General features: G+C 72.0%; 26 protein-coding genes and 1 rRNA gene. 15 read left to right on the top strand and 12 right to left on the bottom strand.

Features of this window, described 5'->3' with window-relative positions; genetic code table 11:
- The first annotated feature begins 131 nt into the window (after positions 1-131).
- The 4 genes from rrf (at position 132) to H288_RS0130530 (ending at position 3672) form a co-directional block, all read left to right on the top strand.
- Positions 132-247 (top strand): 5S ribosomal RNA (gene rrf, locus H288_RS0130545).
- A 366-nt stretch (positions 248-613) separates the two neighbouring features.
- Positions 614-1309 (top strand): response regulator transcription factor, encoded by a 696-nt coding sequence (locus H288_RS0130540; protein WP_020096362.1) that lies wholly within the window; start codon positions 614-616, stop codon positions 1307-1309.
- Entirely contained in the window at positions 1306-2814 is a 1509-nt protein-coding gene (locus H288_RS0130535; RefSeq protein WP_020096361.1) for an ATP-binding protein, read from the top strand. The genes H288_RS0130540 and H288_RS0130535 overlap by 4 nt, the downstream gene beginning before the upstream one ends.
- A gap of 72 nt (positions 2815-2886) precedes the next feature.
- A complete protein-coding gene (locus H288_RS0130530) occupies positions 2887-3672 on the top strand; it encodes a 3-hydroxybutyrate dehydrogenase (RefSeq protein WP_020096360.1) in 786 nt (261 codons plus the stop codon).
- A 72-nt stretch (positions 3673-3744) separates the two neighbouring features.
- On the opposite strand, the gene H288_RS0130525 is transcribed toward H288_RS0130530, so the two are convergent.
- Positions 3745-4122 (bottom strand): CsbD family protein, encoded by a 378-nt coding sequence (locus H288_RS0130525; RefSeq protein ID WP_020096359.1) that lies wholly within the window; start codon positions 4120-4122, stop codon positions 3745-3747.
- A 142-nt stretch (positions 4123-4264) separates the two neighbouring features.
- Positions 4265-5251, bottom strand: a complete 987-nt coding sequence (gene meaB, locus H288_RS0130520) for a methylmalonyl Co-A mutase-associated GTPase MeaB (RefSeq protein WP_020096358.1) — start codon at positions 5249-5251, stop codon at positions 4265-4267.
- Positions 5252-5441: 190 nt separating this feature from the next.
- Between meaB and H288_RS0130515 the strand changes: the two genes are divergently transcribed.
- Positions 5442-6470 carry an alpha/beta hydrolase gene (locus H288_RS0130515; RefSeq protein ID WP_020096357.1) on the top strand — a complete coding sequence of 343 codons (1029 nt, stop codon included), beginning with the start codon at positions 5442-5444 and terminating at the stop codon, positions 6468-6470.
- A 3-nt stretch (positions 6471-6473) separates the two neighbouring features.
- On the opposite strand, the gene H288_RS0130510 is transcribed toward H288_RS0130515, so the two are convergent.
- Positions 6474-7358, bottom strand: a complete 885-nt coding sequence (locus H288_RS0130510) for a transglutaminase family protein (RefSeq protein WP_020096356.1) — start codon at positions 7356-7358, stop codon at positions 6474-6476.
- A gap of 249 nt (positions 7359-7607) precedes the next feature.
- On the opposite strand from H288_RS0130510, the gene H288_RS0130505 reads away from it, so the two are divergent.
- The 3 genes from H288_RS0130505 to H288_RS0130495 all read left to right on the top strand — a co-directional run bounded on the left by H288_RS0130505 (position 7608) and on the right by H288_RS0130495 (position 9701).
- Positions 7608-7943, top strand: a complete 336-nt coding sequence (locus tag H288_RS0130505) for a hypothetical protein (protein ID WP_026605445.1) — start codon at positions 7608-7610, stop codon at positions 7941-7943.
- Between the two features lie 69 nt (positions 7944-8012).
- Positions 8013-8525, top strand: a complete 513-nt coding sequence (locus H288_RS0130500; protein ID WP_020096354.1) for a DUF533 domain-containing protein — start codon at positions 8013-8015, stop codon at positions 8523-8525.
- Positions 8526-8636: 111 nt separating this feature from the next.
- Positions 8637-9701, top strand: coding sequence for an esterase (locus tag H288_RS0130495; protein WP_026605444.1), 1065 nt, complete (start codon positions 8637-8639; stop codon positions 9699-9701).
- Positions 9702-9890: 189 nt separating this feature from the next.
- Here the strand turns inward: H288_RS0130495 and H288_RS0130490 are convergent, their stop codons facing one another.
- Positions 9891-11072, bottom strand: a complete 1182-nt coding sequence (locus H288_RS0130490) for a pyridoxal phosphate-dependent aminotransferase (protein ID WP_020096352.1) — start codon at positions 11070-11072, stop codon at positions 9891-9893.
- Positions 11073-11095: 23 nt separating this feature from the next.
- Positions 11096-11287: a hypothetical protein gene (locus H288_RS0130485; RefSeq protein WP_026605443.1), complete on the bottom strand. Its 192-nt coding sequence runs from the start codon at positions 11285-11287 to the stop codon at positions 11096-11098.
- A 178-nt stretch (positions 11288-11465) separates the two neighbouring features.
- Between H288_RS0130485 and H288_RS0130480 the strand changes: the two genes are divergently transcribed.
- On the top strand, positions 11466-11771 hold the full coding sequence (locus H288_RS0130480; protein WP_026605442.1) for a hypothetical protein: 306 nt from the start codon (positions 11466-11468) through the stop codon (positions 11769-11771).
- Positions 11772-11783: 12 nt separating this feature from the next.
- Here the strand turns inward: H288_RS0130480 and H288_RS0130475 are convergent, their stop codons facing one another.
- Positions 11784-13178, bottom strand: a complete 1395-nt coding sequence (locus tag H288_RS0130475) for an ATP-binding protein (RefSeq protein WP_020096349.1) — start codon at positions 13176-13178, stop codon at positions 11784-11786.
- A gap of 380 nt (positions 13179-13558) precedes the next feature.
- Here H288_RS0130475 and H288_RS0130470 point away from each other — a divergent pair, with 380 nt between their 5' ends.
- From H288_RS0130470 to H288_RS35360, 4 genes are read left to right on the top strand one after another with little or no spacing between them, the layout of a single operon-like run.
- Positions 13559-13882 (top strand): XdhC family protein, encoded by a 324-nt coding sequence (locus tag H288_RS0130470; RefSeq protein ID WP_020096348.1) that lies wholly within the window; start codon positions 13559-13561, stop codon positions 13880-13882.
- Positions 13882-14583 (top strand): XdhC family protein, encoded by a 702-nt coding sequence (locus H288_RS0130465; protein ID WP_020096347.1) that lies wholly within the window; start codon positions 13882-13884, stop codon positions 14581-14583. Before H288_RS0130470 ends, H288_RS0130465 begins: the two co-directional genes overlap by 1 nt.
- Positions 14580-15632 carry a molybdopterin-binding protein gene (locus H288_RS35365; protein ID WP_020096346.1) on the top strand — a complete coding sequence of 351 codons (1053 nt, stop codon included), beginning with the start codon at positions 14580-14582 and terminating at the stop codon, positions 15630-15632. Before H288_RS0130465 ends, H288_RS35365 begins: the two co-directional genes overlap by 4 nt.
- A complete protein-coding gene (locus H288_RS35360; RefSeq protein WP_020096345.1) occupies positions 15625-16290 on the top strand; it encodes a nucleotidyltransferase family protein in 666 nt (221 codons plus the stop codon). The genes H288_RS35365 and H288_RS35360 overlap by 8 nt, the downstream gene beginning before the upstream one ends.
- Here the strand turns inward: H288_RS35360 and H288_RS34480 are convergent.
- Positions 16224-16397: a DUF2256 domain-containing protein gene (locus tag H288_RS34480; protein ID WP_170855278.1), complete on the bottom strand. Its 174-nt coding sequence runs from the start codon at positions 16395-16397 to the stop codon at positions 16224-16226. The two genes, H288_RS35360 and H288_RS34480, sit on opposite strands and share 67 nt — an antisense overlap.
- 16 nt (positions 16398-16413) lie before the next feature.
- Positions 16414-17607 (bottom strand): OpgC domain-containing protein, encoded by a 1194-nt coding sequence (opgC, locus tag H288_RS0130445; protein WP_020096344.1) that lies wholly within the window; start codon positions 17605-17607, stop codon positions 16414-16416.
- A gap of 287 nt (positions 17608-17894) precedes the next feature.
- Here opgC and H288_RS0130440 point away from each other — a divergent pair, with 287 nt between their 5' ends.
- Positions 17895-18842, top strand: coding sequence for an NAD(P)-dependent oxidoreductase (locus tag H288_RS0130440; protein WP_020096343.1), 948 nt, complete (start codon positions 17895-17897; stop codon positions 18840-18842).
- Between the two features lie 87 nt (positions 18843-18929).
- Here the strand turns inward: H288_RS0130440 and ettA are convergent, their stop codons facing one another.
- The 4 genes from ettA to H288_RS0130420 form a co-directional block, all read right to left on the bottom strand.
- Positions 18930-20582, bottom strand: coding sequence for an energy-dependent translational throttle protein EttA (ettA, locus tag H288_RS0130435; protein ID WP_020096342.1), 1653 nt, complete (start codon positions 20580-20582; stop codon positions 18930-18932).
- Between the two features lie 183 nt (positions 20583-20765).
- Positions 20766-21101 (bottom strand): hypothetical protein, encoded by a 336-nt coding sequence (locus H288_RS0130430; protein WP_020096341.1) that lies wholly within the window; start codon positions 21099-21101, stop codon positions 20766-20768.
- A gap of 9 nt (positions 21102-21110) precedes the next feature.
- Complete coding sequence (locus H288_RS0130425) at positions 21111-22001, bottom strand: DNA/RNA non-specific endonuclease (RefSeq protein ID WP_026605441.1); 891 nt, start codon at positions 21999-22001, stop codon at positions 21111-21113.
- Complete coding sequence (locus H288_RS0130420; RefSeq protein WP_020096339.1) at positions 21992-22213, bottom strand: hypothetical protein; 222 nt, start codon at positions 22211-22213, stop codon at positions 21992-21994. Before H288_RS0130420 ends, H288_RS0130425 begins: the two co-directional genes overlap by 10 nt.
- Positions 22214-22448: 235 nt before the next feature.
- On the opposite strand from H288_RS0130420, the gene dxs reads away from it, so the two are divergent.
- The coding region (dxs, locus tag H288_RS0130415) for a 1-deoxy-D-xylulose-5-phosphate synthase (protein WP_043713586.1) at positions 22449-24382 on the top strand (1934 nt) is incomplete at its 3' end.

Genomic DNA, 24382 nt, shown 5'->3' with positions numbered 1-24382 from the left:
GGCTGGCGAAGCCAGAGACACGGTCATAAACAGACCAGCAGCAGACGCTGCCACCAACATGCTTGCCGAACCGGACACACGCGCCTCGCAACCCGCGACGGCCAAGTCCGAAAGAAATTGCGATGCGCCGGTCTGGTGGCCTGAGCGGCGTGCCCAGAACCCGATCCCATCTCGAACTCGGCCGTTAAACACGCCAGCGCCTATGGTACTGTGTCTCAAGACACGGGAGAGTCGGTCGCCGCCAGACCCGCCCATCGCAATCATCATTCCCTCAGCACGATCCGCGACGCCGCCGGGCCGCTCTCTCCGAGAGCGGCCCGGCGGCGTTTCGCTGTTGGCCAGCCCGCCGCGGCCGCCTTACCGCGAAGTCATCTTCCCGCGAGCATCCTGTAACCGCTCCCGCGCCACCATCCTCGAACCGCGCGTGGCCCATCGCCGACGCGGACGAAGCCGGTGACGGATCTCGCGCCCTCCGAGTCCTCCGCGCGCCGCTTCGGGACGGGTCGAGGTCCGCGGCCTCGGCCCGTCCATCACGACGGGGGAGGGGAGCGGCTTGACCATGTTGATGGAGATACGTTCCCCCGACCCGCGCGGCGCGCTATGGAACGGGGCCATGCGACTGCTGATCATCGAGGACGACCGCGAGGCGGCCGCCTATCTCGTCAAGGCGTTCCGCGAGACCGGACACGTGGCCGACAGCGCGCATGACGGCCTCGACGGGTACGCGCTCGCTCGGGAGGGCGACTACGACGTGCTGATCGTCGACCGGATGCTGCCGAAGCTCGACGGGCTGTCGCTGATCCGGTCGCTGCGCGAGCAGAACGTCGCGACCCCGACCCTGATCCTGTCGGCGCTGGGTCAGGTCGACGACCGCGTGAAGGGCCTGCGCGCCGGCGGCGACGACTACCTGCCGAAGCCCTACGCGTTCTCCGAACTCCTGGCGCGCACCGAGGCGCTGGCCCGGCGGCAGGTCGGATCCGGCGCCGCGGAGGAGACGCGCTACCGGATCGGTGACCTGGAACTCGACCGGCTCTCGCACCGGGTGACCCGGGCCGGCCGCGAGATCCCGCTGCAGCCGCGCGAGTTCCGGCTCCTCGAGTACCTGATGCGGCACGCCGGACAGGTCGTGACGCGCACCATGCTGCTCGAGCATGTCTGGGACTACCACTTCGATCCACAGACCAACGTCATCGACGTCCACGTCTCGCGCCTGCGCAGCAAGCTCGACAAGGGCTTCGCGTCGCCGATCATCCACACGGTTCGGGGCGCCGGCTACGTGCTGCGCTACGACGAGGGCGCGGCCGGGTGAGCGAGGTTTGGACCGACGCGCCGATCGCCCGCGAGACCGCGGCGGCGCGTTTCCAGAAGCTGTTCCGCACCACCGCGTTCAAGCTGTCGCTGGCCTACCTCGCGATCTTCGCCCTCTGCGCCTTCCTGGCGCTCGGCTACGTCGCGTGGAACGCCCGCGCGGTGCTCGACGACCAGATCGTCTCCACGATCGACGCCGAGATCAACGGGCTGTCGGAACAGTACAATGCCGGCGGCCTGCGGCGGCTGATCACCGTGGTGGAACGGCGCTCTCGCGAGCCCGGCGCCTCGCTCTACCTCGTGACCACGGCCGGCGGCGATCATGTCGTCGGCAATGTCGGCTACGTGCCCGCCGCCGTGCTGGCGACGCCGGGCCAGAGCGAGACGCGCTACGGCCGCAACGACGCGGATGCCGAGGCGCACCGGGCGATCGTTCGGGTCTTCACCCTTCCGGGCGGGTTCCGCCTGCTCGTCGGGCGCGACACCGAGGAGCGCGACCGGCTGCGGGCGGTGATCGGGCGCGCCTTCATCACCTCGCTCGCCGCCGTCGTGATCCTCGGGGTGATCGGGGGCTGGCTCGCAGCGAGCCGGGTGCTGCGCCGCGTCGATGCCATGACCCAGACCACCCGCGCGATCATGGCCGGCGATCTCGACGACCGGCTCCACGTGGCCGGGAACGGCGACGAACTCGACCGTCTCGCATCGAGCCTCAACCAGATGCTGGAGCGCATCGGCGAGCTGATGCGCGGCATGCGCGAGGTTTCCGACAACATCGCCCACGACCTCAAGACGCCGCTGACCCGCCTGCGCAACCGTGCCGACGAGGCCCTGCGCCGCGCCTCCACGCCGGAGGAGCTGCGCGCGGCGCTGGAAGCCGTGATCGAGGAGGGCGACGGGCTGATCCGGGTGTTCAACGCCCTCCTGATGATCGCGCGGCTCGAGGCCGGGTCAGCCCGGGAAATCCTCGTGCCGCTGGATCTGGGCCAGACGATCCGGAGCGTCGGTGACTTGTACGAGGCGCTCGCCGAGGATCAGGGGCTGACGCTCGCCGTGCACGCGCAGGACGGGCTCACCATCGCGGGCAACCGCGAGCTTATCGGTCAGGCCCTCGCCAATCTCATCGACAACGCCCTGAAATACGGGGCCGAATCCGAGGGGGCGGAGACCAGCGTGACGCTCGAGGCGTGGCGCGACGGCGAGTCGATCCGCCTCGCCGTCTCCGATCACGGCCCGGGCATTCCGGAGGCGGAACGGGCCCGCGTGCTCGACCGGTTCGTGCGCCTCGAGGACGCCCGTTCGCGGCCCGGCTTCGGGCTGGGCCTCAGCCTCGTCAACGCCGTCGTGCGCCTGCACCACGGGAGCCTGCGGCTCGCCGATAACGGGCCCGGCCTGCGGGTCGAGATCGCGTTCCCGGCCACGCCGCGCCCGCAGTCGGCCGCCGGTGACATCGTGCCCGCACCGCCTCCGGGCGACCCTGTGCCGGCATCCCCTTCCCGCGCTACTTAGGTCGCGACCTGTCCCACCGCGAGCGCGCCGTCCCCGACCGTTCGGCCGGGCGCCCGCGTCCCAGGAGGCTCCATGACTCTCAAGACCAAGACCGCCCTCGTCACCGGCTCGACCAGCGGCATCGGGCTCGCCATCGCGCGCGCCTTCGCGGCGGAGGGGGCCAACGTCGTCCTCAACGGGTTCGGGGACGCGACCGCCATCGAGGAGACGCGGGCCGGGATCGAGAGCGCCTACGGGGTCAAGGCCCGCTACTCGGCCGCCGACATGAGCCAGCCCGACGCGATCGCCGCCATGGTGCGCGAGGCGGAGGAGACCTTCGGGGCCGTCGACGTGCTGGTCAACAATGCCGGGATCCAGTTCGTCTCGCCGATCGAGGAGTTCCCGGCCGAGAAGTGGGAGCAGATCATCGCGATCAACCTGTCCTCGGCCTTCCACACGATGCACGCGGCGATCCCCGGGATGAAGGCCCGGAGCTGGGGCCGGATCATCAACACGGCCTCGGCCCACTCGCTGGTGGCCTCGCCGTTCAAGTCGGCCTACGTGGCGGCCAAGCACGGGATCGCGGGCCTGAGCAAGACGGCGGCTCTGGAACTCGCGCCCCACAAGATCACGGTGAACTGCATCTCGCCGGGCTATGTCTGGACGCCGCTCGTGGAGGCGCAGATCCCCGACACGATGAAGGCCCGCGGCCTCACCAAGGAGCAGGTGATCGAGGACGTGATGCTGAAGGCGCAGCCGACCAAGGAGTTCGTGACCGTCGACCAGGTGGCCGCGCTGGCGGTGTTCCTGTGCTCCGACGCGGCGAGCCAGATCACCGGCGCCAACATCAGCATGGACGGGGGCTGGACCGCGCAGTAGCGCGCCCGGCCTCGACAGGCGCGCCTCGTACAAGGGTCGGCCCCGCCCGCGCCCGGGCGGGGCCGCTCCCGGTCAGCGGCGGCCGTGGACCAGCAGGGCGAGGCCGTAGCCCACCGCGCCCGCGATCAGCAGCGCGACCAGGGGATTCTCCTCCACCCGGGCGCCGACCGCGCTGCGCCCGTCGCGCAGGTACGAGCCGCCCCGCTGGTAAACGTCCTCCGCGACGTCGCCGGCGCGCTCGTAGGCGTCGCTCGCGTAGTCACCGGCGCGGTCGGCGATGTCCCGGGCCCTGTCCTTCACCTGACCGTAGACGTTCTGCGCCTGGCCCTGGGCCTCGCGGAAACGTCCCTCGACCGAGTCGCGGTTCGAGCCGGCGAGATCGCCGGCCGCGCCCTGAACCTTGCCGACGGCCTCCTTGGCGCCGCCGACGATCCGATCCGTATCCACCATGGCACTCTCCTGGACGTGAGCGCGGCGTCGCGACACGGGCGCCGCTCGTTACGCCGTCGTCCACCGAACGCGCGAGATGGCGTTTGTGCCCCCGATCACCGCGAAATTGTGCGCCTTCGGCCTGCGCGGCGGCCGGGACCGGTCAGAGCCCGATCAACTCGGCGATGGCCGCCGCGCCGGCCGCCGGGGAGATCTCACCCCGGGCGACGCCGGCCTCCGCCTCGGCCGTGCGGCGGCGGACCTCCGGGGAGCCGACGAGGCGCTGGTGCAGGCGCTCGTCGACGAGCGCCCACATCCACTTGACGTCCTGGGTCCGGCGCTTCGCCTGGATCTCGCCGGTGGCCGTGAGCTTCTCCCGGTGATCGACGATCTTCGCCCAGAGCGCGTCGAGACGCAGGTTGTGGAAGCCCGAGATCGTCACGACCGGTGGCGTCCAGGTGGCCGAGGCTGGGGTGAGGATGTGCAGCGCCGCCCGGTACTCCGACGCCGCCGCGTTGGCGCGCTGCTCGGCTTCGCCCGCATCGGCCTTGTTGACCGCGATCATGTCGGCGAGTTCGAGGATGCCTTTCTTGATCCCCTGCAGTTCGTCGCCTGCCCCGGGCAGCATCAGCACGAGGAAGAAGTCGGTCAGGTCGGCCACCGCCGTCTCCGACTGGCCGACGCCGACCGTCTCGACGAGGATCACGTCGAACCCCGCGGCTTCGCAGAGCAGCATGGTCTCGCGGGTCTTGGCCGCGACGCCGCCGAGCGTGCCCGAGGAGGGGGAGGGGCGGATGAAGGCCTTGGGATCGTGCGACAGCCGCGCCATCCGGGTCTTGTCGCCCAGGATCGAGCCGCCGGTCCTGGAGGAGGACGGGTCGACCGCGAGCACCGCCACCTTGTGACCGGCCTCCGTGAGGTTCGAGCCGAGGGCGTCGATGGTGGTCGACTTGCCGACGCCGGGGACGCCGGTGATGCCGACGCGGATCGCCCGGCCGGTCTCGGGCAGGACCGAGTCGATCAGGTTCGCCGCCAGCGCCCGGTGATCGGCGCGCTTGGACTCGGCCAGCGTGATGGCCCGGGCCAGAGCGGCGCGGTCGCCGCGCAGCAGGCGCTCGCGGAGACTCTCGATGTCGGTGGACGGCGTCATGCTCCCTTCATGGCCGCGGCGACGGCCGCCGTCGAGAGGGAGAGCGTCGGGGTCGGGGGATGGCCGGCCTGTGTCCCGCCCACCACAAGCCCGGCCGTGCCCGCTATTCACGCCGCGTCGCGTCGCTCGTGCCCCGCGATGGTCACGATCCTGGGCAACGGAAGGCGTCCCGCCCGAGCGTAACCGGATCATGTCGAGCCAGATCGTCTCACGCCGCATCCTTCTTCGCTTCGGAGCGCTCGCGGGCGCCGCGGGCCTCGCCCCGTCGCTCGGCGCCTGCGTCACCGACGACCTCGGGTCCGGGGCGGCGCTGCCCGAGAAGCAGTCGGCCCTCGACGTCATGCCGGTGCTGCTGGTCGCCACGACCCGCAAGCCCGTGGGCAACCCGCCCCGGCCGCCGTATTTCAGCAGCGACCGCGGCCGCGGCCTGAGCTTCGCCGAGGTGCGCCTGTCACCGCCCGACCGCTCGCTGCTCGGCAAGGTCTCGTCCGTCATCACCGGCGACTGGACCATCGGCGCGGTTCCGAAATCCGAATCCGGACCGGGCGCCGCCGAGGCCTTCGCCCAGGCGGCCCTCGGACGCGACGTGCTGATCTACGTCCACGGCTACCGCGAATCGTTCGAATCGGCCGCGGTCAGCGCCGCCCGGCTCTCGGACGGGATCCGGTTCCGCGGCGTCTCCGGCCTGTTCACGTGGCCGTCGGCGGCCGCGACCCTCGACTACAATTACGATCGCGAGAGCGCCCTCTGGTCGCGCGACGCCTTCGAGGACCTGCTGAAGGCGCTCGCCGCCTCGCCCAGCGGCGGCCGCATCAACATCGTCGCGCACTCGATGGGCACGCTCCTGACCCTCGAGACCCTGCGGATGCTCCGCGCCGAGGCGGGCGAGGCGGCGATGTCGCGGATCGGCGCCGTGGTGCTGGCCGCCCCCGACATCGACTTCGACCTGTTCTCCAACGGCGTCGCCCGCATGGGACCCGACGTCTCGAAGATCACGGTGATCTCCTCGACCAACGACCGGGCGCTCGAGCTCTCCGCCGCGCTGGCGGGGGGCGTGCGCGCCGGTGCCGCCGATCGCGCCAAGCTCGAGGCGCTCGGCGTGCGCGTCGCCGACGCCTCCGATTACGGCGGCGGCCTGATCAACCACGACCTGTTCCTCTCGAACCCGGACGTCCAGGGCGTGGTCAAGCGCGCCATCGCCCGCGGCGCCGGCGTCTGACGCTCACCCGGTCCGTGTCGCCATGCTCTGCGGCGGCAAGGGCTCCTCCGGCAGGACCGGCGCGTCGCCCGAGGCGTCCAGGTGGTCGATCCGGTCGGCCCAGACCCGGAAGCCCACCAGGGGATTCGGTCCGAACGTGTGGGTCAGCGGCACGTCCGCGGCGTCCCGGCCGTACGCGACCATGACCCGGCCGATCCGCGGGCTGTTGTTGCGCGGGTCGAACACGTGCCAGGCGCCGCCGAGGTAGACCTCCATCCAGGCCGCGAAGTCGCCCGCCGGGTGCGGCTCGGGCTCGCCGATGAAGCTGATATAGCCGGTGCAGTACCGGGTCGGGATGTTCAGGGCGCGGCAGAACGCGACGGCCAGGTGGGTGAAGTCCCGGCAGACGCCGCGCCCGCCCGCGTAGGCGTCCGCGGCCGTGCGGTCGCGATGGGCGAACTCGTAGCCGAACACAATGTGGGCGTGGACGAAGTCGCAGACCGCCTGCACCCGGGCCCAGCCGGGCTCGGTATGTCCGAAGAGACGCCACGCCGCGTCGGCCAGCAGGTCGGATTCGCAGTAGCGGCTGGGAAGCAGGAACGCGATCGTCTCGGCCGGCAACTCCTCGATCGCGTGCTGCGCGGCCTCCGGGTGCACCGGATCGGGCCTCCCGCTGTCGCGGATCACGGCGTCGGTCCCGACGGTGAAGTTGCCGGCGGGCGCGGTCAGCCGGCCGCACAGGTTGCCGAAACCGTCGCGGTAGATCGCCACCGGGACGGGCGGATCGGTCCGGAGCGTGTCGGGCGCCTCCAGGGCGGCCGCCCCGGAGGGATGCACGTTGAGCATCACCACCATGGGCACGGGGTAGGGGAAGGCGTAGCGCATCTCGCAGCCGAGCCTGATCCGCATGCGCGGGTGATCCTTCGTGTTCGAGACTGTGGCCGCCCTGATGGGCGCAGGATCCGTGCCGCGCCGAATCGTGCGGGTCGGGCCGCGACGGGCTTGGCGGCCGTCCGCTTCACCCCTACAGCATCCCCGCGCGACGCTCGTGTCAGACGGACGAAACCGAGACGTTTCTTCCCGGGGCAGCGCGTCGCACCCGTGCGCCAGCCCGCTGACCGGGCGCGCCTGAGGACGGTTACGAGAGGGATGCCGGCCATGTTCACGCTCGAGATCGACGGCACCGCCGTTGCGGTGATCAACAGCGACGAGGCGTCCGCCAAGGACCTCTTCACCTGTGACGGCTTCAAGGAAGACATCCGGACCATGACGACCGGCGGGAAGCCGGTCTGGAACGGCACGTCGGCGCTCACGGTCCGGGCCGCCACCGAGGACGAGGTCGAGATCTTCGAGGATGCCCTCGCCGAGGACGACGGCGAGGGTGATTTCGTCGAGGATCCGCGCCACACCGGGTCCGATTCGGACGACGAGGACGAGGCCGACATCGTCTTCCTCGTGGATATCGACGAGGACGAGGACGAGGCCGACGCCTGAGCGCGGCTGAACCCGAGCGCCTCCCGGGAGGTTTCCGATCCGATCTGGATCGGAAACCGGGAGGACGGCATGGCTGACAGCAGACGGATCGTCGACGCGCTCGTGCGGTCGAGGCGCGGCGGGCTCGCCGCCGGTGCCGCCCTCGGCGGACTGGCGCTGATCGGCGGCCTCGCCTACCGGGCGCTGCGCGGGGCGCCCCCGCCCGAGGCCGGGGGCCCGGACTTCACGAAGGTCGACGAGGACGAGGCCCGGCTGATGCTGCGGGCCATGGTGGCGGCCACGACGGCCGACGGGATGGTCGACGCCGCGGAACGTAGGCGCCTCGACGCCGCCGTGGCGGAGGCGGGCCTCGATCCCGACGGTCGAGCCTGGCTCGAGCGCGAGCTCGCGGACCCGGCCGACGTCGACGCGATCGCCGACCGGGTCGCGGATCCCGACGCGGCGGCGCGGATCTTCGCGGCGGCGCGACTCGCCATCGAGCCCGACACGCTCCAGGAGCGTCAGTTCCTGAAGATGCTGGCCGAGGCCCTCGACCTGCCCGCGGAGGCGGTCGAGCGTGTCGAGCGCGACATCGGAGCCTGACTGGCAACCTGCCCGAAGGGCGGATCTCCCACGGCGGCCGAGCTTCGTGCTAGGCTCCCGCGCGACGACGGGTCCGGAGGACGGCCCGCGCGCGGGAGGACGGGACATTTCATGGCAGGACTGTCAGTGCCCGCGCCCGGGCGCGCCCGCCGGCGGGCCTGCGCGCTGGTCGCAGCCATGCTGATCGCCGGCGGCTCCGCGCGCGCGGCCGATCCGGCCGCCGGCCCCCTGACGATCGCCGAGCAGGGCAGCTTCTTCGTCGGCGGCCGCGACGTCCAGTCCGACACGCTCTCGACGCTGCCGGCCTACGCGCCGTCGGGCACGATCAGCGTCGACCAGATCTACGTCCGCTACCAGGTCCCGGTGAATGCCGGACGGCCGCCGCTGGTCCTGATCCACGGCTGCTGCCTCACCGGCAAGACCTGGGAGACGACGCCCGACGGGCGCATGGGCTGGGACGAGTATCTCGTCCGGCGCGGCTTCCCGACCTACGTGATCGACCAGGCCTGGCGCGGCCGCTCGGCGGCGAGCCCGGCCCAGATCAACGCCGTGAAGACGGGGCAGGCCGACCCCAAGACGCTGCCGGCCGTGTTCTCGGCCGGGCGCGAGCCGGCCTGGGCGATCTTCCGGTTCGGGCCGGAATACCCGAAGGTGTTCCCCGGCATGCAGTTCCCCCTGGAGGCCCAGGGGGAGTTCTGGAAGCAGATGGTCCCGGACTGGTCGGCCGCCCTGCCGGTGCCGAACCCGACCGTGCCGGCCCTGTCGGAGCTCGCCAAGCGGCTCAAGGGCGCGGTGCTGATCTCGCACTCGCAGTCGGGGATCTACCCGTTCCAGACCGCCGCCCTCGATCGGACCGGCCTGCGCGCCATCGTGGCCATCGAGCCGGCCGCCTGCCCGGACCCGGCCAAGGACGACCTCGCGCCCTACAAGGACCTGCCGATCCTCGTCCTGTTCGGCGACTACGTCGACGCCTCGCCCCGCTGGGCGCCGCGGCTCAAGCAGTGCCGCAGCTTCGTGGCGGCCGCCAACGCCGCGGGCGGCAAGGCGGAGCTGATCCTGCTGCCCGAGATCGGCATCCACGGCAATTCGCACATGCTGATGCAGGACAAGAACAGCCTCGACATCGCCGACTGGCTGGTCGGCTGGATCGACAAGCGGGCGCCCGGCAAGTCCTGAGGCGTGCCGGTCGAACCGGTGTGCGTTCAAACGGTTCGGTCGCCACAACCGTCATCGCGAGCGCTGCGAAAGGACCCAGGGCTGCCCAGCTTCGGCGGTCGTCGCGGCGACTGGATCGCTTCGCCGCGCTCGCGAGGACGGCGGCGCGGATGATGGCGTCCCTGCCGAGGTCGGCGACGGGGCGTCTTCTCAGCCCGGCCTGTGCGTGCTGAGGAACGTGCCCATCCGCTCCAGCGCCCGCCGGATGTTCTCGGCCGAATTGGCGTAGGACAGGCGGAGGTAGCCCTCGCCGTGGACGCCGAAATCCGGACCGCCGATCACCGCCACACCCGCTTCCTCCAGGAGGGTCGAGGCCAGGGGCTTCGCCTTCCAGCCGGTCCGGGCGATGTTCGGGAAGGCGTAGAACGCGCCCTTGGGCGCGATGCAGGAGACGTCCGGTAGGGCGTTCAGCCCGTCGACCACGATCGCCCGGCGCCGGTCGAACTCGGCGACCATCTCGGCCACGCAAGCCTGCGGTCCGTCGAGCGCCGCGATGCCGGCCCACTGGGTCGCCGCGTTGACGCAGGAATGCGCGTTGACCGCGAGCTTGCGCGCCGCGTCGTAGAGCGGCTTCGGCCAGACCGACCAGCCGAGCCGCCAGCCGGTCATCGCGTAGGTCTTCGACGCGCCGTCGAGGTAGACCAGCCGGTCGCGGATCTCGGGATATTTCAGCAGCGAGTGGTGGGTCTCGCCGTCGTACGTCATGGTGCCGTAGATCTCGTCCGACAGCACCGCGACGTCGGGGTGCTCGGCGAGGCCCTTCACCAGGGCGTCGATCTCGGCCTTCGGCGTCACGCCGCCGGTGGGGTTGGCGGGCGAGTTGACGATCAGCAGCCGCGTCTTCGGCGTGATCAGCGCCAGGGTCTCGGCCGCCGAGAAGGCGAAGCCGTTCTCCTCGCGGATCGGCACCGGCACGGGCGTCGCCCCGGTGAACTCGATCATCGAGCGGTAGATCGGGAAGCCGGGGTCCGGATACAGGATCTCGGTCCCGGGCGCGCCGAACATCAGGATCGCCATGAACATGGTGACCTTGCCGCCCGGCACGATCATCACGGAATCCGGCGAGACCTCGACGCCGTGGCGGCGGTGGATGTCGCGGGCCACCGACTCGCGGAGCTGCGGGATGCCGACCGCCGGCGTGTAGCCGTGGTGTCCGTCGCGCAGCGCCTTGATGCCCGCCTCGACCACGTGGGCGGGCGTGGGCATGTCCGGCTGGCCGATGCCGAGGTTGATCACGTCCCGCCCCTGCGCGGCGAGGGCCTGGGCCCGCGCCAGAACCGCGAAGGCGTTCTCCTCGCCGATGCGCGAGAAGGCCGGGACCACGTGCAGCATCGCGCCCTCCGGGCGGTGGGACGTCAGTGCTTGGACCGCTCCGAGAGCTTCATCGCGCCGAACGACATCGCCGCGGCGATCGCGCCCAGGATCACGAAGGTCTTCACGGAGGCGTAGAACAGGTCCGGGTTGATGCCCTCATCGGTGTAGAGCACGAGCCCGATGGCCGCGAGCGGCAGCGAGATGAGGGCGAAGAGCGGGACGAGCGGGTTCATGTTCGGCACTCGGGATCCGGCGCGCGGCTGACCGCGGCCCTGGGAAAGCGCCCCTGCATATCACCGCGCTGCGAAGGTTGGGACCCCGCGAGCTGCAGTTTTTCGCCGGCTCGCCCGAACGCTCATGGATGCGCAATCATTTCGCGCAACAGTGGCGTCTCCGGGAGGGCGGACACGTATGCGTTGGGCATCGGTCGATTCGAAAGGCAAGGGAGCGGGGAGTTCAGGCTCCAGATCCTCCAGCGTCGAGACGCTGGCGCTCCATATCGGGCGGCTGCTGCGACATCCCGCCTACCGGCGCGAGTCGGTCGTGAGTCCGCTCCTGCGGCGCCACCTGCCGTTCGAGGCCGGCTACGCCTGGAACGGCGAGGCCGGCCTGCGCGCCCGGCTGACGAGCGCCGCCCTCGACGAGGCGAGCATGGATCACCTGATCCGCAACGTGCAGGCCGAGTTCCTGCGCCTGCGCCGGCCCGCCGATACCTGAGCCGGATCCGGCTCAGGCCGGGACCCGGACGGTGGCCCGCAGGCCACCCAGCGGGCTGTCGTGCAGGGTTATGTCGCCGCCGTGGGCCCGGGCGATGTCCCGGGCGATCGACAGGCCCAGCCCGGAGCCGCCGGCATCCTGGCGGGCGTCGTCGAGCCGCACGAACGGCTTGAACACGTCCTCGCGGCTCTCCGCCGGAATGCCGGGCCCGTCATCGTCGATCGAGACGAGGAAGGTCCGGGCCTCCAGCCGGCCGGAGATCGCCACCGTCTCGCCGTAGCGGACGGCGTTGGCGGCGAGGTTGAACAGGCAGCGCCGGAAGGCGCCGGGCCGCACCGTGACCTCGGGCGCGCCGGCGAGATCGACCGCGGAGACGTGGGCGCCGAGGCGCTCGACGTCGGTCCGCAGGTCCTCCAGCAGGGCGCGCATGTCGGTGGGCGTCGCGGGCTCGGCCGAATCGCCCCGCGCGAAGGCGAGGTAGCCCTCCAGCATCCGGCTCATCTCGTCGACGTCGCGGCTGAGATCCTCGATCTCCTCGGTCTGCTCGATCAGCGCCAGGGACAGGCGGAACCGGGTCAGGATGGTGCGCAGGTCGTGGCTGACGCCGTTCAGCATCGTCGTGCGCTGCTCCATCGCCCGCTCGATGCGCCGCTTCATCTCGATGAAGGCGTGGCCGGCCTGACGCACCTCGCGGGCACCGCGGGGCCGGAACTCGATCTCCCGCCCCTTGCCGAAGCCCTCCGCCACGGCCGCGAGCCGCAGGATCGGCTTGATCTGGTTGCGCAGGAACAGGATCGCGACGCCGAGCAGCACCAGCGACGAGCCGATCATCCACACGAGGAAGATGTGCGAGTTCGACGCGTAGGCCTGGCTGCGCCGGGCGGTGATGCGCATCACCCCGTCGGGGATCGCCACGCGGATCTCGATGAGGTTCGAGCGCCCGACCGTGTCGATCCAGAACGGTCTTCGGATCTGGCGCTTGATCTCGTCGGACAGGGCCTCGTCGAGGATCGAGAAGAACGGGCGCGGGCCCGGGGGCGGCAGCTTGGCGCCCTTGAGGATGTCGAGGTCGAGGTTCAGCCGTTCACCGGCGATGCGCGCGAGGGTCTCGGCATCCTTGTCCTGCGGGTAGCTCTCGTAGATGTCGATCAGCGCGGCGACGTCCGCCGTGACCGCCGCCGACAGGCGCTTGGTCACGAGCTGCCAGTGCCGCTCCATGAAGGTGTAGGCGATCACCGACTGGAGCAGGACCACCGGCGCGATGATGATGATCAGCGAGCGGGCGTAGAGGCCCTTCGGCAGGACGTCGCCGATCGCCCGGCTGACGCGCTTCCACAGGCGGCGCGGGGGCGAGCGCGGCGGTTCCTTGCGGAGCGCCCGGGCGAGGGCAGGATCCGGGGCGTTCATGGGGCTGGGCGCCGGGGCCGGGCCCATCGGGCGAGAGGGGCTTCGGTTTCAGCGAAACGTCCACCCCACGCCCTCATCCTGAGGTGACCGCGCCAGCGGGCCTCGAAGGAGGGCTCCAGGGGTCGCGCGGCCGGCTGGAGGGCTCCTTCGAGGCCTCCGCCGCGCTCCGGCACCTCAGGATGAGGCTGTGGTTTGGACATGCCGGACACTAATCGGGGCGCCGTCTCCGCGAAAGATCGTGGGTGCAGAGTATGGCCGACCGACGATCTCGGCCAATGTTTCCTGACGCTCCCTTCAGCATGAGGGCTTCTTGCACCGCGGCACGCGGGCCATACCTGTGAGGAGCGGGGGGCGCCCGCCGGCCGGAAGTCCACGAGGCCATGCTCAGCACAGACACAGACATCCTCTCCGCTGCCCAATCCTGGCGGCGCGACGGCCGCGCCGTGGCCCTCGCCACGGTGATCGAGACCTGGGGCTCGGCGCCCCGACCGGTGGGCAGCCACCTCGTGGTCGACGGCGAGGGCAATTTCCTCGGCTCCGTCTCCGGCGGCTGCGTCGAGGGCGCGGTGATCACCGAGGCGATCGAGGTGATCGAGGCGGGCGTGCCCCGCGTCCTCGAATTCGGCGTCGCGGACGAGACCGCGTGGCGCGCCGGCCTGTCCTGCGGCGGCCGGATCCGGGTCTTCGTCGAGCGGGTCGACTGATGCGCGGCGACGTCCTGGCAGCGCTCAACGACGCGCGGGCCGCGCGCCGCGCCGCGATCCTCATCACCGACATCGCCGACGGCGCGCAGCGCCTCGTCGGCGAGGACGCGATCGCCGCCGATCCCCTCGCCGACGTGCTGGCGAAGCACCTCGCCTCCGGCAAGAGCGGCCTCGTCGAGGCGGGCGGGCGGACCCTGTTTCTGACCGTGCAGGTGCCGCCGGTGCGGCTCGTGGTGGTGGGCGCGGTCCACATCTCGCAGGCCCTGGCGCCGATGGCCGCGGGGCTCGACCTCGCGCTCACGGTGATCGACCCGCGCACCGCCTTCGCGACCCCCGAGCGCTTCCCCGGCACCGCGCTGATCGCCGAATGGCCGGACGCCGCCCTCGGGACCACCGTGCCGGTCCTCGACCGCTACTGCGCCCTGGCGGCCCTGACCCACGATCCGAAGATCGACGATCCCGCGCTGAAGGCGGCGCTGACCGCCGAATGCTTCTACGTGGGCGCCCTCGGCTCCCGGAAGACCCACGCGGCGCGCGTCGCGCGGCTCACGGAGGCCGGCTTCACGCCGGCGCAGATCGGCCGGATCCGCGCGCCGATCGGCCTGCCCATCGGCGCCGTGAGCCCGGCCGAGATCGCCCTGGCGGTGCTCGCCGAGATCGTCGCCGCCCTGCGCCGCGTGCCCCGCCCGGAGGTCGCGTGAGGTTCGGGACCGTCCCGGTCGCGGACTCGGCCGGGCTGATCAGCGCGCACACGGTGCGGCGGGCCGACATCACCCTGCGCAAGGGCGCCGTCATCGCCGCGGAAGCCGCCGCCGGCCTGGCCCGGGCCGGCCTGTCGGAGATCGTGGCGGCCACGCTCGAGCCCGGCGACGTCGGCGAGGACGCCGCCGCGGCGCGGCTCGCCGCGCGCCTGCGCGGGCCGAACCTGCGCGTCGAGGCGCCCTTCACCGGCCGCAGCAACCTGTTCGCCGAGACGGCGGGGGTGCTCACCCTCGATCCGGCCCGGATCGACGCGGTCAACGCCGTCGACGAGGCGGTGACGGTGGCGACTCTGCCGCGCTTCCGGCCGGTGGTCGAGGGCGAGATGGTCGCCACGGTGAAGATCATCCCCTACGCCGTGCCGGGCGCCGTGCTGGCCCGGGCCTGCGCGGCCGCGGAGGGCGACGTCCTCGGGGTGGTGCCGTATCGCCGCCGCCGGGTGGCCGTGGTCTCGACGCGCCTGCCGAGCCTCAAGGAGACGACGATCGACAAGACCCTCCGGGCCCTGGCCGACCGCCTCGCGCCCGCGGGTGCGGCGATCGTGGCCGAGACCCGGGTGCCCCACGCCGCCGCCTCCGTGGCGGCGTCCCTGGCGGAGATGATCGACCGCGCCGGGGCCGACCTCGTGGTGGTGTTCGGCGCCTCGGCGATCGCCGACCGGCGCGACGTCATCCCGGCCGGCATCGCGGAGGCGGGCGGCCGGGTCGACCATCTCGGCATGCCGGTCGACCCCGGCAACCTGCTCCTCGTCGGCGCCCGCGGCGGCGTGCCGGTGATCGGCGCGCCGGGCTGCGCCCGCTCGCCCAAGGAGAACGGCTTCGACTGGATCCTCCACCGCCTGCTGGCGGACCTGACCGTGACCCGGGCCGACATCGTCGCCCTCGGCGTCGGCGGCCTGCTGATGGAGATCGTCTCGCGCCCGCAGCCCCGCGCCGGCGGCGCGGCCGCGGCGGACGAGCCGGATCCGGGGGCGGAGGACCGGCATGCCTGAGATCGGCACGATCCTGCTCGCCGCGGGCCTCGGCAGCCGGTTCGGCGCCGCGCCGAAGCTGCTCGCGCCCCTCGACGGGCGGCCGCTGGTGCGCCACGCCGCGGAGGCGGCCCTCGGCGCCCGGCCCCGGCCGGTGGTCGCCGTGCTCGGCGCGCACGCGGCGGCGGTCCGCGACGCGCTGGCGGGGCTCGACCTCGTCCGCGTCGACAATGCGGATTACCGCTCCGGCCTCGCGAGCTCGCTGCGCGCCGGCCTCGCGGCGCTGCCCGCCACCTGCACGGCCGCCATCGTCGTGCTGGGCGACATGCCGCGCGTCACCGCCGCGCATCTCGACCGCTTGGCGGAGGCCTTCGCGGAGGCCTCCGCGGGCGCCTTGGAGCCGCCGGCGGCCGTGGTGCCGGTGCAGGCCGGCCGGCGGGGGAATCCGGTGCTGCTCAACCTGCGCCGCCTCGGCCCGGACATCGCCCGCCTCGCCGGCGATCACGGGGCCGGGCCGCTCCTGAAGGGTCGGCCGGACGTGCTGGAGATCCCGGGCGACCCGGCCACCGCCCTCGACGTCGACACGCCGGACGCGCTGGCCGCGCTGCGCGGTCAGCGCCCCGCCGCGTCGCGCCCGCGCGCGGCCTTCGCCTCGGCCCGGCACCGGTCCGAGCAGTAGCGGACCTCGTCCCAGACGCGCTCCCACTTCTTGCGCCACGCGAACGGGCGGCCGCACTGGGCGCAGATCTTCTCCGGCAGATCGCCCTTGCGGCGCATCGGCGGCATCGCGGCTCCTCCCGGCCTATCCGGGCCGGCGCACGTCGGGGCCGGTCCCGGCCGCCCGGCGCAGGCGCGCGTCCAGGACGTGGGCGAGGCCGAGCATGATCGCGATCCCCCCGACATTGACCGCGATCTGCAGCGGCCAAGTGGGGTCGAAGGTCCGGTAGAGGATGCGGCCGATCAGCGCCGCCAGGCATCCGGCGGCGAAGATCTCCAGCGAGTGCCGCCCGCAGGCGTCGACGAGGCGCAGCCGCCGCCACCGGCTCGCGCGGGCCACGGCGGGCGCGCTGAACAGCAGGTAGGCCAGCGCCAGCATGTTGATCAGGCGCAGGGGCGCGACGTGGCTCTTGTCGGGCGGGCCGATCGCCAGCGGCCGGAGGTCCGGAAGCCCCCACTCCGCCCAGGACCCGCCCTGCAGGAACGCGAAGGCGAGGTAGGCCGCGGCCGCCGCCACGGCCCATCCGCGCCGCGGCAGCAGGCCGTCATGGGCGCGGACCTTGACCGCGAGCGCCGCGCCGATCACGAACAGGAACTGCCACGCGAAGGGGTTGAAGTACCACCCGTCGTCCACCGCCGCGGCGTTCGGGAGGTTCAGCTGGTGATCGACGTTGGCGGCGAGCCAGAGGGCGCCCGACAGGCCCAGTACGCCCCAGATCCCGCGCCGCATCCCGAGGTAGATCAGCGGGAACAGCGCCAGCAGCAGGATGTAGAGCGGCAGGATGTCGAGGTAGTTCGGGAGCGCGTTCAGCGCGAGGCCGCGCAGCAGGCCCGGCAGGAGACCCATCTGCAGCAGCGGCGCGACGCCGAATCGCGGCGTCAGGCCGGTGAGGTCCATCCAGATCCGGACGATGACCAGGGTCGCGAGCAGCAGCCCCGCCTGGAACAGGTAGATGCGCAGGCAGCGCTTGGCGATGCGCGTGAGCGCCGTCCGGATCCCGGCGCGCCGGAACAGCCCGCCGTAGGCGATCATCGACGAGTAGCCGGCCAGCAGCACGAAGATCTCGGCCGCGTCCGAGAACCCGAAATTGTGCAGCGTCAGCAGGGCCGGCGCGTTGCGCGGGATGTGGTCGATGAAGATCGTCAGGAGCGCGAGGCCGCGCACCACGTCGACCCGCGCGTCGCGCGCGGGCTTCGCCGGCCGTGCCTCCGCGGGCGGTGGGGGGAGCGCCCGCGGTTCCGCGGCGCCGGGCCGTTCGAGATCGTCGAGGCGCGTCACTCAGCCCATCACCGTGGCGCTCTCCGTCCGGACGCGGAGCGGCCGGGGCCGCGGTGCAACCATAGCGCGCCGGCCGCCCGAGGCCCCTCCGATCACGCGCCTTTGTTCGGATGTGCACAACGGCGGGGTCGCACCGATGATCCGCCCGCCGCGGCGGCCGTTGGCCGCGTCGCCCCCTCGCGTCGCGGCAAGGCCCGGTATAGACGCGGCCGACGATCCCGGTTGCCGGCGCCCGCGCCGGCACGGGGCGCGTCGCTGGGTTCGTGGCAGGGTTGAGGGCAAGGGGCATGCGCGTCCTCGTCACCGGAGCGGGAGACTATCTCGGCCGCCGCCTGCTCGAGGCGCTGCGTCGGGACCTGCCGCCGGGCAGCCCCATCCTCGGCCTCGACCGGAGCCCGCCACCGCCCCTCGACGGCGTGACGCTTAGGGCCGTGGACCCGTTCGACGCGCGCGAGCTCGCCGAGACGGTCGCGGCCTTCGACCCGACCTGCGTGTTCCACCTCGCGGCGCTGGCCTCGGTGGCGCAGTCGAGCGAGACGCCGTCCTACGCCTGGCGGGCGGAGCTGCTCGGCACCCTCAACCTCGCCGAGGCGGTGGCGCGGACTCGCGCGGCGCTGGTCTTCCTCAGCTCCACGGTCGTCTACGGCGAAGTGTTCCGCGCCTGCCCGCGCCCGGACGAGAGCGTCACGCCGCGCCCCGACACGATCTCGGGCCGGACTAAGAACGCCTGCGAGTACATCCTCCGCGACGTGCTGGCGAATGCCCGGATCAAGCATCTCGTGCTGCGGCCGTCGAACTACATCGGGGCCGGACAGAGCGAGACCTTCGTGGTCGCCTCCTTCGCCGGTCAGATCGCCCGCATCGAGCGGGGGCTGGCGCCGCCGAGCCTGGAGGTCGGCGACCTCTCGGCGGGGCGCGACTTCCTCGACGTGGCCGACGTCACCGCGGCGTGCCTGCGCGTGATCGCCCGGATCGACGACCTGCCGGATGGCGGCATCTTCAACGTGGGATCGGGGGTCGTCACACCGGTCTCCGACATCCTGGAGACGCTGCGCGGCCTGACGGAGGCGCGGTTCGACCTGCGCGTCGCGCCCGGCCGGGTCCGCCCGGCGGGTGTGCGCAGCGAGGGCTGCGACCCCGCGGCCTTCGCGACCGCCACCGGATGGGCCCCGACGATCCCGCTCGCGCAGAGCCTGGCGACGATCCTGGCGGAGGCGCGGGCGCGCATCCGGTGATCCGTCACCGGGCAGAGGTGACGGCAACGTCCTCGGACGGGCGCGCGGCTCCGGAACGCCGGCGGCGCCCCGGAGCCGCGACCGGTCTCAGCGCGAGAAGCGCTTGTACTTGATCTTCTTCGGCATGATCGAATCCGCCCCGAGCCGGCGGACCTTATCGGCCTCGTAGTCGGAGAAGTTGCCCTCGAACCACTCGACGTGGCTGTCGCCCTCGAAGGCCAGGATGTGCGTGGCGATGCGGTTCAGGAACCAGCGATCGTGGCTGATGATGACCGCGCAGCCGGCGTAATCCTCCAGCGCGTCCTCGAGGGCGCGCAGGGTCTCCATGTCGAGGTCGTTGGTCGGCTCGTCGAGGAGCAGCACGTTGGCGCCGCCCTTCAGGGTCCGGGCGAGGTGAACGCGGTTGCGCTCACCGCCCGAGAGGGTGCCGACCTTCTTCTGCTGGTCGGGTCCCTTGAACGCGAAGGCCGCGCAGTAGGCGCGCGAATTGATCTCGCGCTTGTTGAAATAGATGATGTCGTTGCCGCCGGAGACCTCCTGCCAGACCGTGGCGTTCGGGTCGAGGGCGTCGCGCGACTGGTCGACGTAGCCGAGCTTCACCGTCTCGCCGACCTCGATCTTGCCGTTGTCGGGCTTCTCCTGGCCGGTGATCATCTTGAACAAAGTGGTCTTGCCGGCCCCGTTCGGGCCGATCACACCGACGATGCCGCCGGGCGGCAGCTTGAACGACAGGTCCTCGATCAGCAGCCGGTCGCCGAACGCCTTGCTGAGGTGCTCGAACTCGATGACGTTGTTGCCGAGCCGCTCGTCGATCGGGATGACGATCTGCGCGGACGCGTCGACCTTCTGCGCCTGCTTGGCGACCAGCTCCTCGTAGCGGGTGATGCGCGCCTTCGACTTCGACTGGCGGGCCTTCGGCGAGGCGGCGATCCATTCCTGCTCGCGGGCGATGGAGCGCTGCCGGACCATGTCCTCGCGGCCCTCCTGCTCCAGGCGCTTCTGCTTCTGGACCAGCCACGCCGAGTAGTTGCCCTCGTACGGGATGCCCTTGCCGCGATCGAGCTCCAGGATCCAGCTCGTCACGTTGTCGAGGAAGTAGCGGTCGTGGGTCACGATCAGGATCGCGCCCGGATACTGGCGCAGGTGACCCTCCAGCCAGTTCACCGTCTCGGCGTCGAGGTGGTTGGTGGGCTCGTCGAGGAGCAGCAGCTCCGGCTCCCACAGGAGCAGGCGGCACAGCGCGATGCGGCGGCGCTCGCCGCCCGAGAGGGTCGCGACCGGCTGCTCGTCGCTCGGGCAGCCCAGGGCCTCCATGGCCTGATCGACCTTCGAGTCGAGCTCCCAGAGGCCCAGCGACTCGATCCGGTCCTGGAGCTCGGTCATCTCGTCGGCGGTCTCCTCCGAGTAGTTCATGGCGAGCTCGTTGTAGCGGTCGAGCATGGCCTGCTTCTCGGCGACGCCCTCCATCACGTTCTCGCGGACGGACTTGCTCGGATCGAGCTGGGGTTCCTGCGGCAGGTAGCCGACGCGCGCGCCCTGCGCGACCCAGCCGTCGCCGGTGAACTCCTTGTCGATGCCCGCCATGATCTTGAGCAGCGTCGACTTGCCGGAGCCGTTGATGCCGAGCACGCCGATCTTGGCGTCGGGGTAGAAGGACAGGTTGACGCTATCCAGGACCTTCTTGCCGCCGGTATAGGCCTTGGTCAGGCCCCGCATGTGGTAGATGAATTCGCGAGCCATCGCGGATCGTCCTCGGCGCGTTGTTCGGGACCGCGCGGATCGTGCCAGCGGCACGGGTCAGGCACCGGGCCTCAGCACCCGTCCTGGACGCGCGTCCCTACGATATAGGAATGACCCTCTCCGAGTATCAGGCCCGCCGGGACGCGGCAAGGACGGGCCCGCCGCCGGCGGGCGCCGGATCGCTCACGCGAAGGGGTTCTTGACCGTTCCCGGCGGCGCGTCCGGCACCTCCGCCACCGCGTCCGGCAGGTCGGACGCCTCCAGGGCCTTCACGATCGCGTCCAGCGTCTCCCGGAGCAGCCTGGCCTGCTCCAGGCCGGTCCGGTCGCGGGTCAGGTCGAGGGACCCGTGCAGGGCGATCCGGTCCGTGCCGTTCTCGAAGCTCAGGGCGCCGACGGAGCGCACGCCGGCATCGTCGGCGAACGGCGCGAAGCCCTCGGTGTCCGAGTTCTTGCCGTCCGGGCTCTCGCTCTCCGGGCTTCCCCTCTTGGGCCGGGCGCGTCGCTTGTCCTCGGGCATCGGGTCCTCTCAGAAGAACGTGCGCAGGAAGTCGCGGACGAGCTTGCGCAGGGCGCGGGCGAGTTCGCGCTCGAGCCAGTCCTGCCAGGTCTGCTCGTGCCGGGGCCGGCGCTCCTCCGCGCGGGCGGAGGCCTGAGGATCCGGCAGCCCCATCGCGGTCGCCCGGGCCGCGGGCGGCAGGCCGGGAAAGACGTCGATGCCGGCTTCCTGGCGGAGATCGTCGATCGACAGGGCGCGCCAGTCCCTCGAATCGTCGTTCCGGGCGAGGTAGGCACCCGCCTCGCCGCGGGACGGGTCGTACACGGCCTTGAACAGCTGCGTCGGGACGAGCACGCCGCCCTTGATCTGCTGCACCGCGTCGCCCGCGAAGATCACCCCGGTGACGACGAACAGCGCGCCCCGGCGGGTGGCCAGGCGCCGGGTGCTCTCCTCGATATCCGCCCAGAGTCCCCGGTTCAGGACGCGGTTCTGCGGCACGATGTTGGCGAGGCTGAACGACTCGGCCTGGGCGGCGAGGGTCGGCATGTCCCCGGCCGGCGCGAGATGGCCCCGGTCGAACCCGCTGCGGACGTAATCCTCCAGCGCGGCGCGCTGATCCTCCGGCAGGCGCGTCTCCTCGTGGAAGGAATCGTCGCGGGCCACCGCCCGGGCCGCCGCGACGCTGGCGCGGGTGAGGTGCTCGGCGGCGTAGAGCGGCGTGCGCGTCACGCCGGAATGCAGGACCGCGAAGGCCTCGAAGCACAGCGGGACCGCGCGGACGGCGAGCTTCGGATTCGTGAGGACGGGCGTCTGCCCGTCCGCGAACAGGGCCGGACAGGAATCCTGGGCTCGGACCGGGAGCGGGCCCAGCGCGAGGGTGAGGACCGCGGCGGCGAGCGTCGGTGCCCGCATCACCAGCAGACGCGGACCCGGCGGACGCCCTCCGGGGTCGGGCGGTCCCGCCACGCGCAGGGCCGGCCGAGGCTGTTGCTGAACGGGCGGACGTCGCGATCGGGGCCGCCCGGCGCGACCCGCGCCGGGCAGTCGCCGAGGAAGTTGCAGAGGAAGTCGAGATTGCCGTCCGGCGGCCGCGGCTGGGCGTAAGCTTGGCCGTGACCCGTAATCGCGAACATGAGCAGGATTGTGCACAGACGAGCCGGATTCAAAGGCGAACCTCTTGTGGCGTTAAGGGCACGTGATTGAAAAAAACGCCGGCCCGACATTGATCGCGCCGCCGTTCGTCCGTAACTGGCACTATCATGACAGCGACGGACGGGCGGGTTCTAGCATGAACACGCGTCCCCGGGGTGCTGGCGTCGCGGTTGCCGAGGGCCCGCGACGGAGCCGTCGCCATACTCGAACGAACGGATGCGAGCATTGGCACTCTCCCCTGAGCAATCGGCGTTGCTGGACCGCGTTCCGTCTCCTTCGGCGCTGCGGCGTCTTCCGGAGTCGGAGCTTCCGGCGGTGGCGGACGCGGTGCGCGCCGAGATGATCGACGCGGTCTCGATCACCGGCGGCCATCTCGGCTCGGGGCTCGGCGTCGTCGAGCTGACCGTGGCGCTGCACCACGTGTTCGACACCCCCGACGACCGCATCGTCTGGGACGTCGGACACCAGTGCTACCCCCACAAGATCCTCACCGAGCGCCGCGACCGCATCCGGACGCTGCGCCAGGGCGGCGGCCTGTCGGGCTTCACCAAGCGGAGCGAGAGCGTCTACGACCCCTTCGGCGCCGCCCACTCCTCGACCTCGATCTCGGCCGCGCTGGGCATGGCGGTCGCCCGCGACCTCGACAACGCCGCCGCCAAGTCGAAGAACCGCCCGCTCAAGCGCCGCAACGCCATCGCGGTCATCGGCGACGGCTCGATGTCGGCCGGCATGGCCTACGAGGCCCTCAACAACGCCGGCGCCCTGCACTCGCGCCTGATCGTCATCCTCAACGACAACGACATGTCGATCGCGCCCCCCGTCGGCGCCATGTCGGCCTACCTCGCCCGCCTCGCCTCGGGCGGCGCCTACCAGTCCCTGCGCGAGACCGCCAAGCAGCTCGGCAAGCTCCTGCCCAAGGCGCTCTACCAGCGCGCCGCCGCGGCCGAGGAATACGCCCGCTCGCTCGTGGTCGGCGGCGGCACCATGTTCGAGGAGATGGGCTTCCACTACGTCGGCCCGGTCGACGGGCACAACCTCGACCACCTGCTGCCGGTGCTCAAGAACGTCCGCGACGCCGAGCACGGCCCGATCCTGCTCCACGTCGTCACCCAGAAGGGCAAGGGCTACGCCCCGGCCGAGGCCTCGGCCGACCGCTACCACGGCGTGGTCAAGTTCGACGTGGTCTCAGGCGTGCAGGCCAAGGCCAAGCCGAACGCGCCGGCCTACACGCGGGTGTTCGGCGAGAGCCTGATCAAGGCGGCCGACGCCGACGACAAGGTCGTGGCGATCACCGCCGCGATGCCGGGGGGCACCGGCATCGACCTGTTCGGCAAGGCGCACCCGGACAAGACCTTCGACGTCGGCATCGCCGAGCAGCACGCGGTGACGTTCGCGGGCGGTCTGGCGACCGAGGGCTACCGGCCGTTCGTGGCGATCTACTCGACGTTCCTGCAGCGGGCCTACGACCAGGTGGTGCACGACGTGGCGCTGCAGAACCTGCCCGTGCGGTTCTGCCTGGACCGGGCGGGGCTGGTCGGCGCCGACGGGGCGACGCACGCGGGCGCGTTCGACCTGGCCTACCTGTGCTGCCTGCCGAACATGACCGTGATGGCGGCCTCCGACGAGGCCGAGCTGGTGCACATGGTGGCGACCGCCCACGCGCACGACACGGGCCCGATCGCGCTGCGCTACCCGCGCGGCGAGGGTGTGGGCGTCGAGCTTCCGGAGCGGGGCGAGGCGCTGGCGATCGGCAAGGGCCGGGTGGTGCGGCGCGACGCGGAGGCGCGGGTGGCGCTGCTGTCGCTCGGCACGCGCCTGTCGGAGGCCTTGAAGGCGGCCGACACGCTGGCCGAGCAGGGCGTGGCGGTGACGGTGGCGGACGCGCGGTTCGCCAAGCCGCTGGACGAGGCGCTGATCCTGGAGCTCGCGCGCGACCACGAGGTTCTGATCACGATCGAGGAGGGCTCGCGGGGCGGGTTCGGCGCGATGGTGCTGCACCTGCTGGCGGAGCGGGGCGCTCTGGACGCGGGCGGGGTGCGGGTGCGGACGATGACGCTGCCGGACGCCTACCAGGACCACGACAGCCCGGAGAAGATGTACGCCGAGGCGGGCCTCGACGCCACGACCATCGTCAGGACCGCCCTCGACAC

Origin of the sequence: Methylobacterium sp. 285MFTsu5.1, assembly GCF_000383455.1 — a bacterium.
GTDB lineage: Bacteria > Pseudomonadota > Alphaproteobacteria > Rhizobiales > Beijerinckiaceae > Methylobacterium.
The sequence above is the reverse complement of the archived record's forward strand: the minus strand, read 5'-3'. Positions and strand labels throughout refer to the sequence as shown.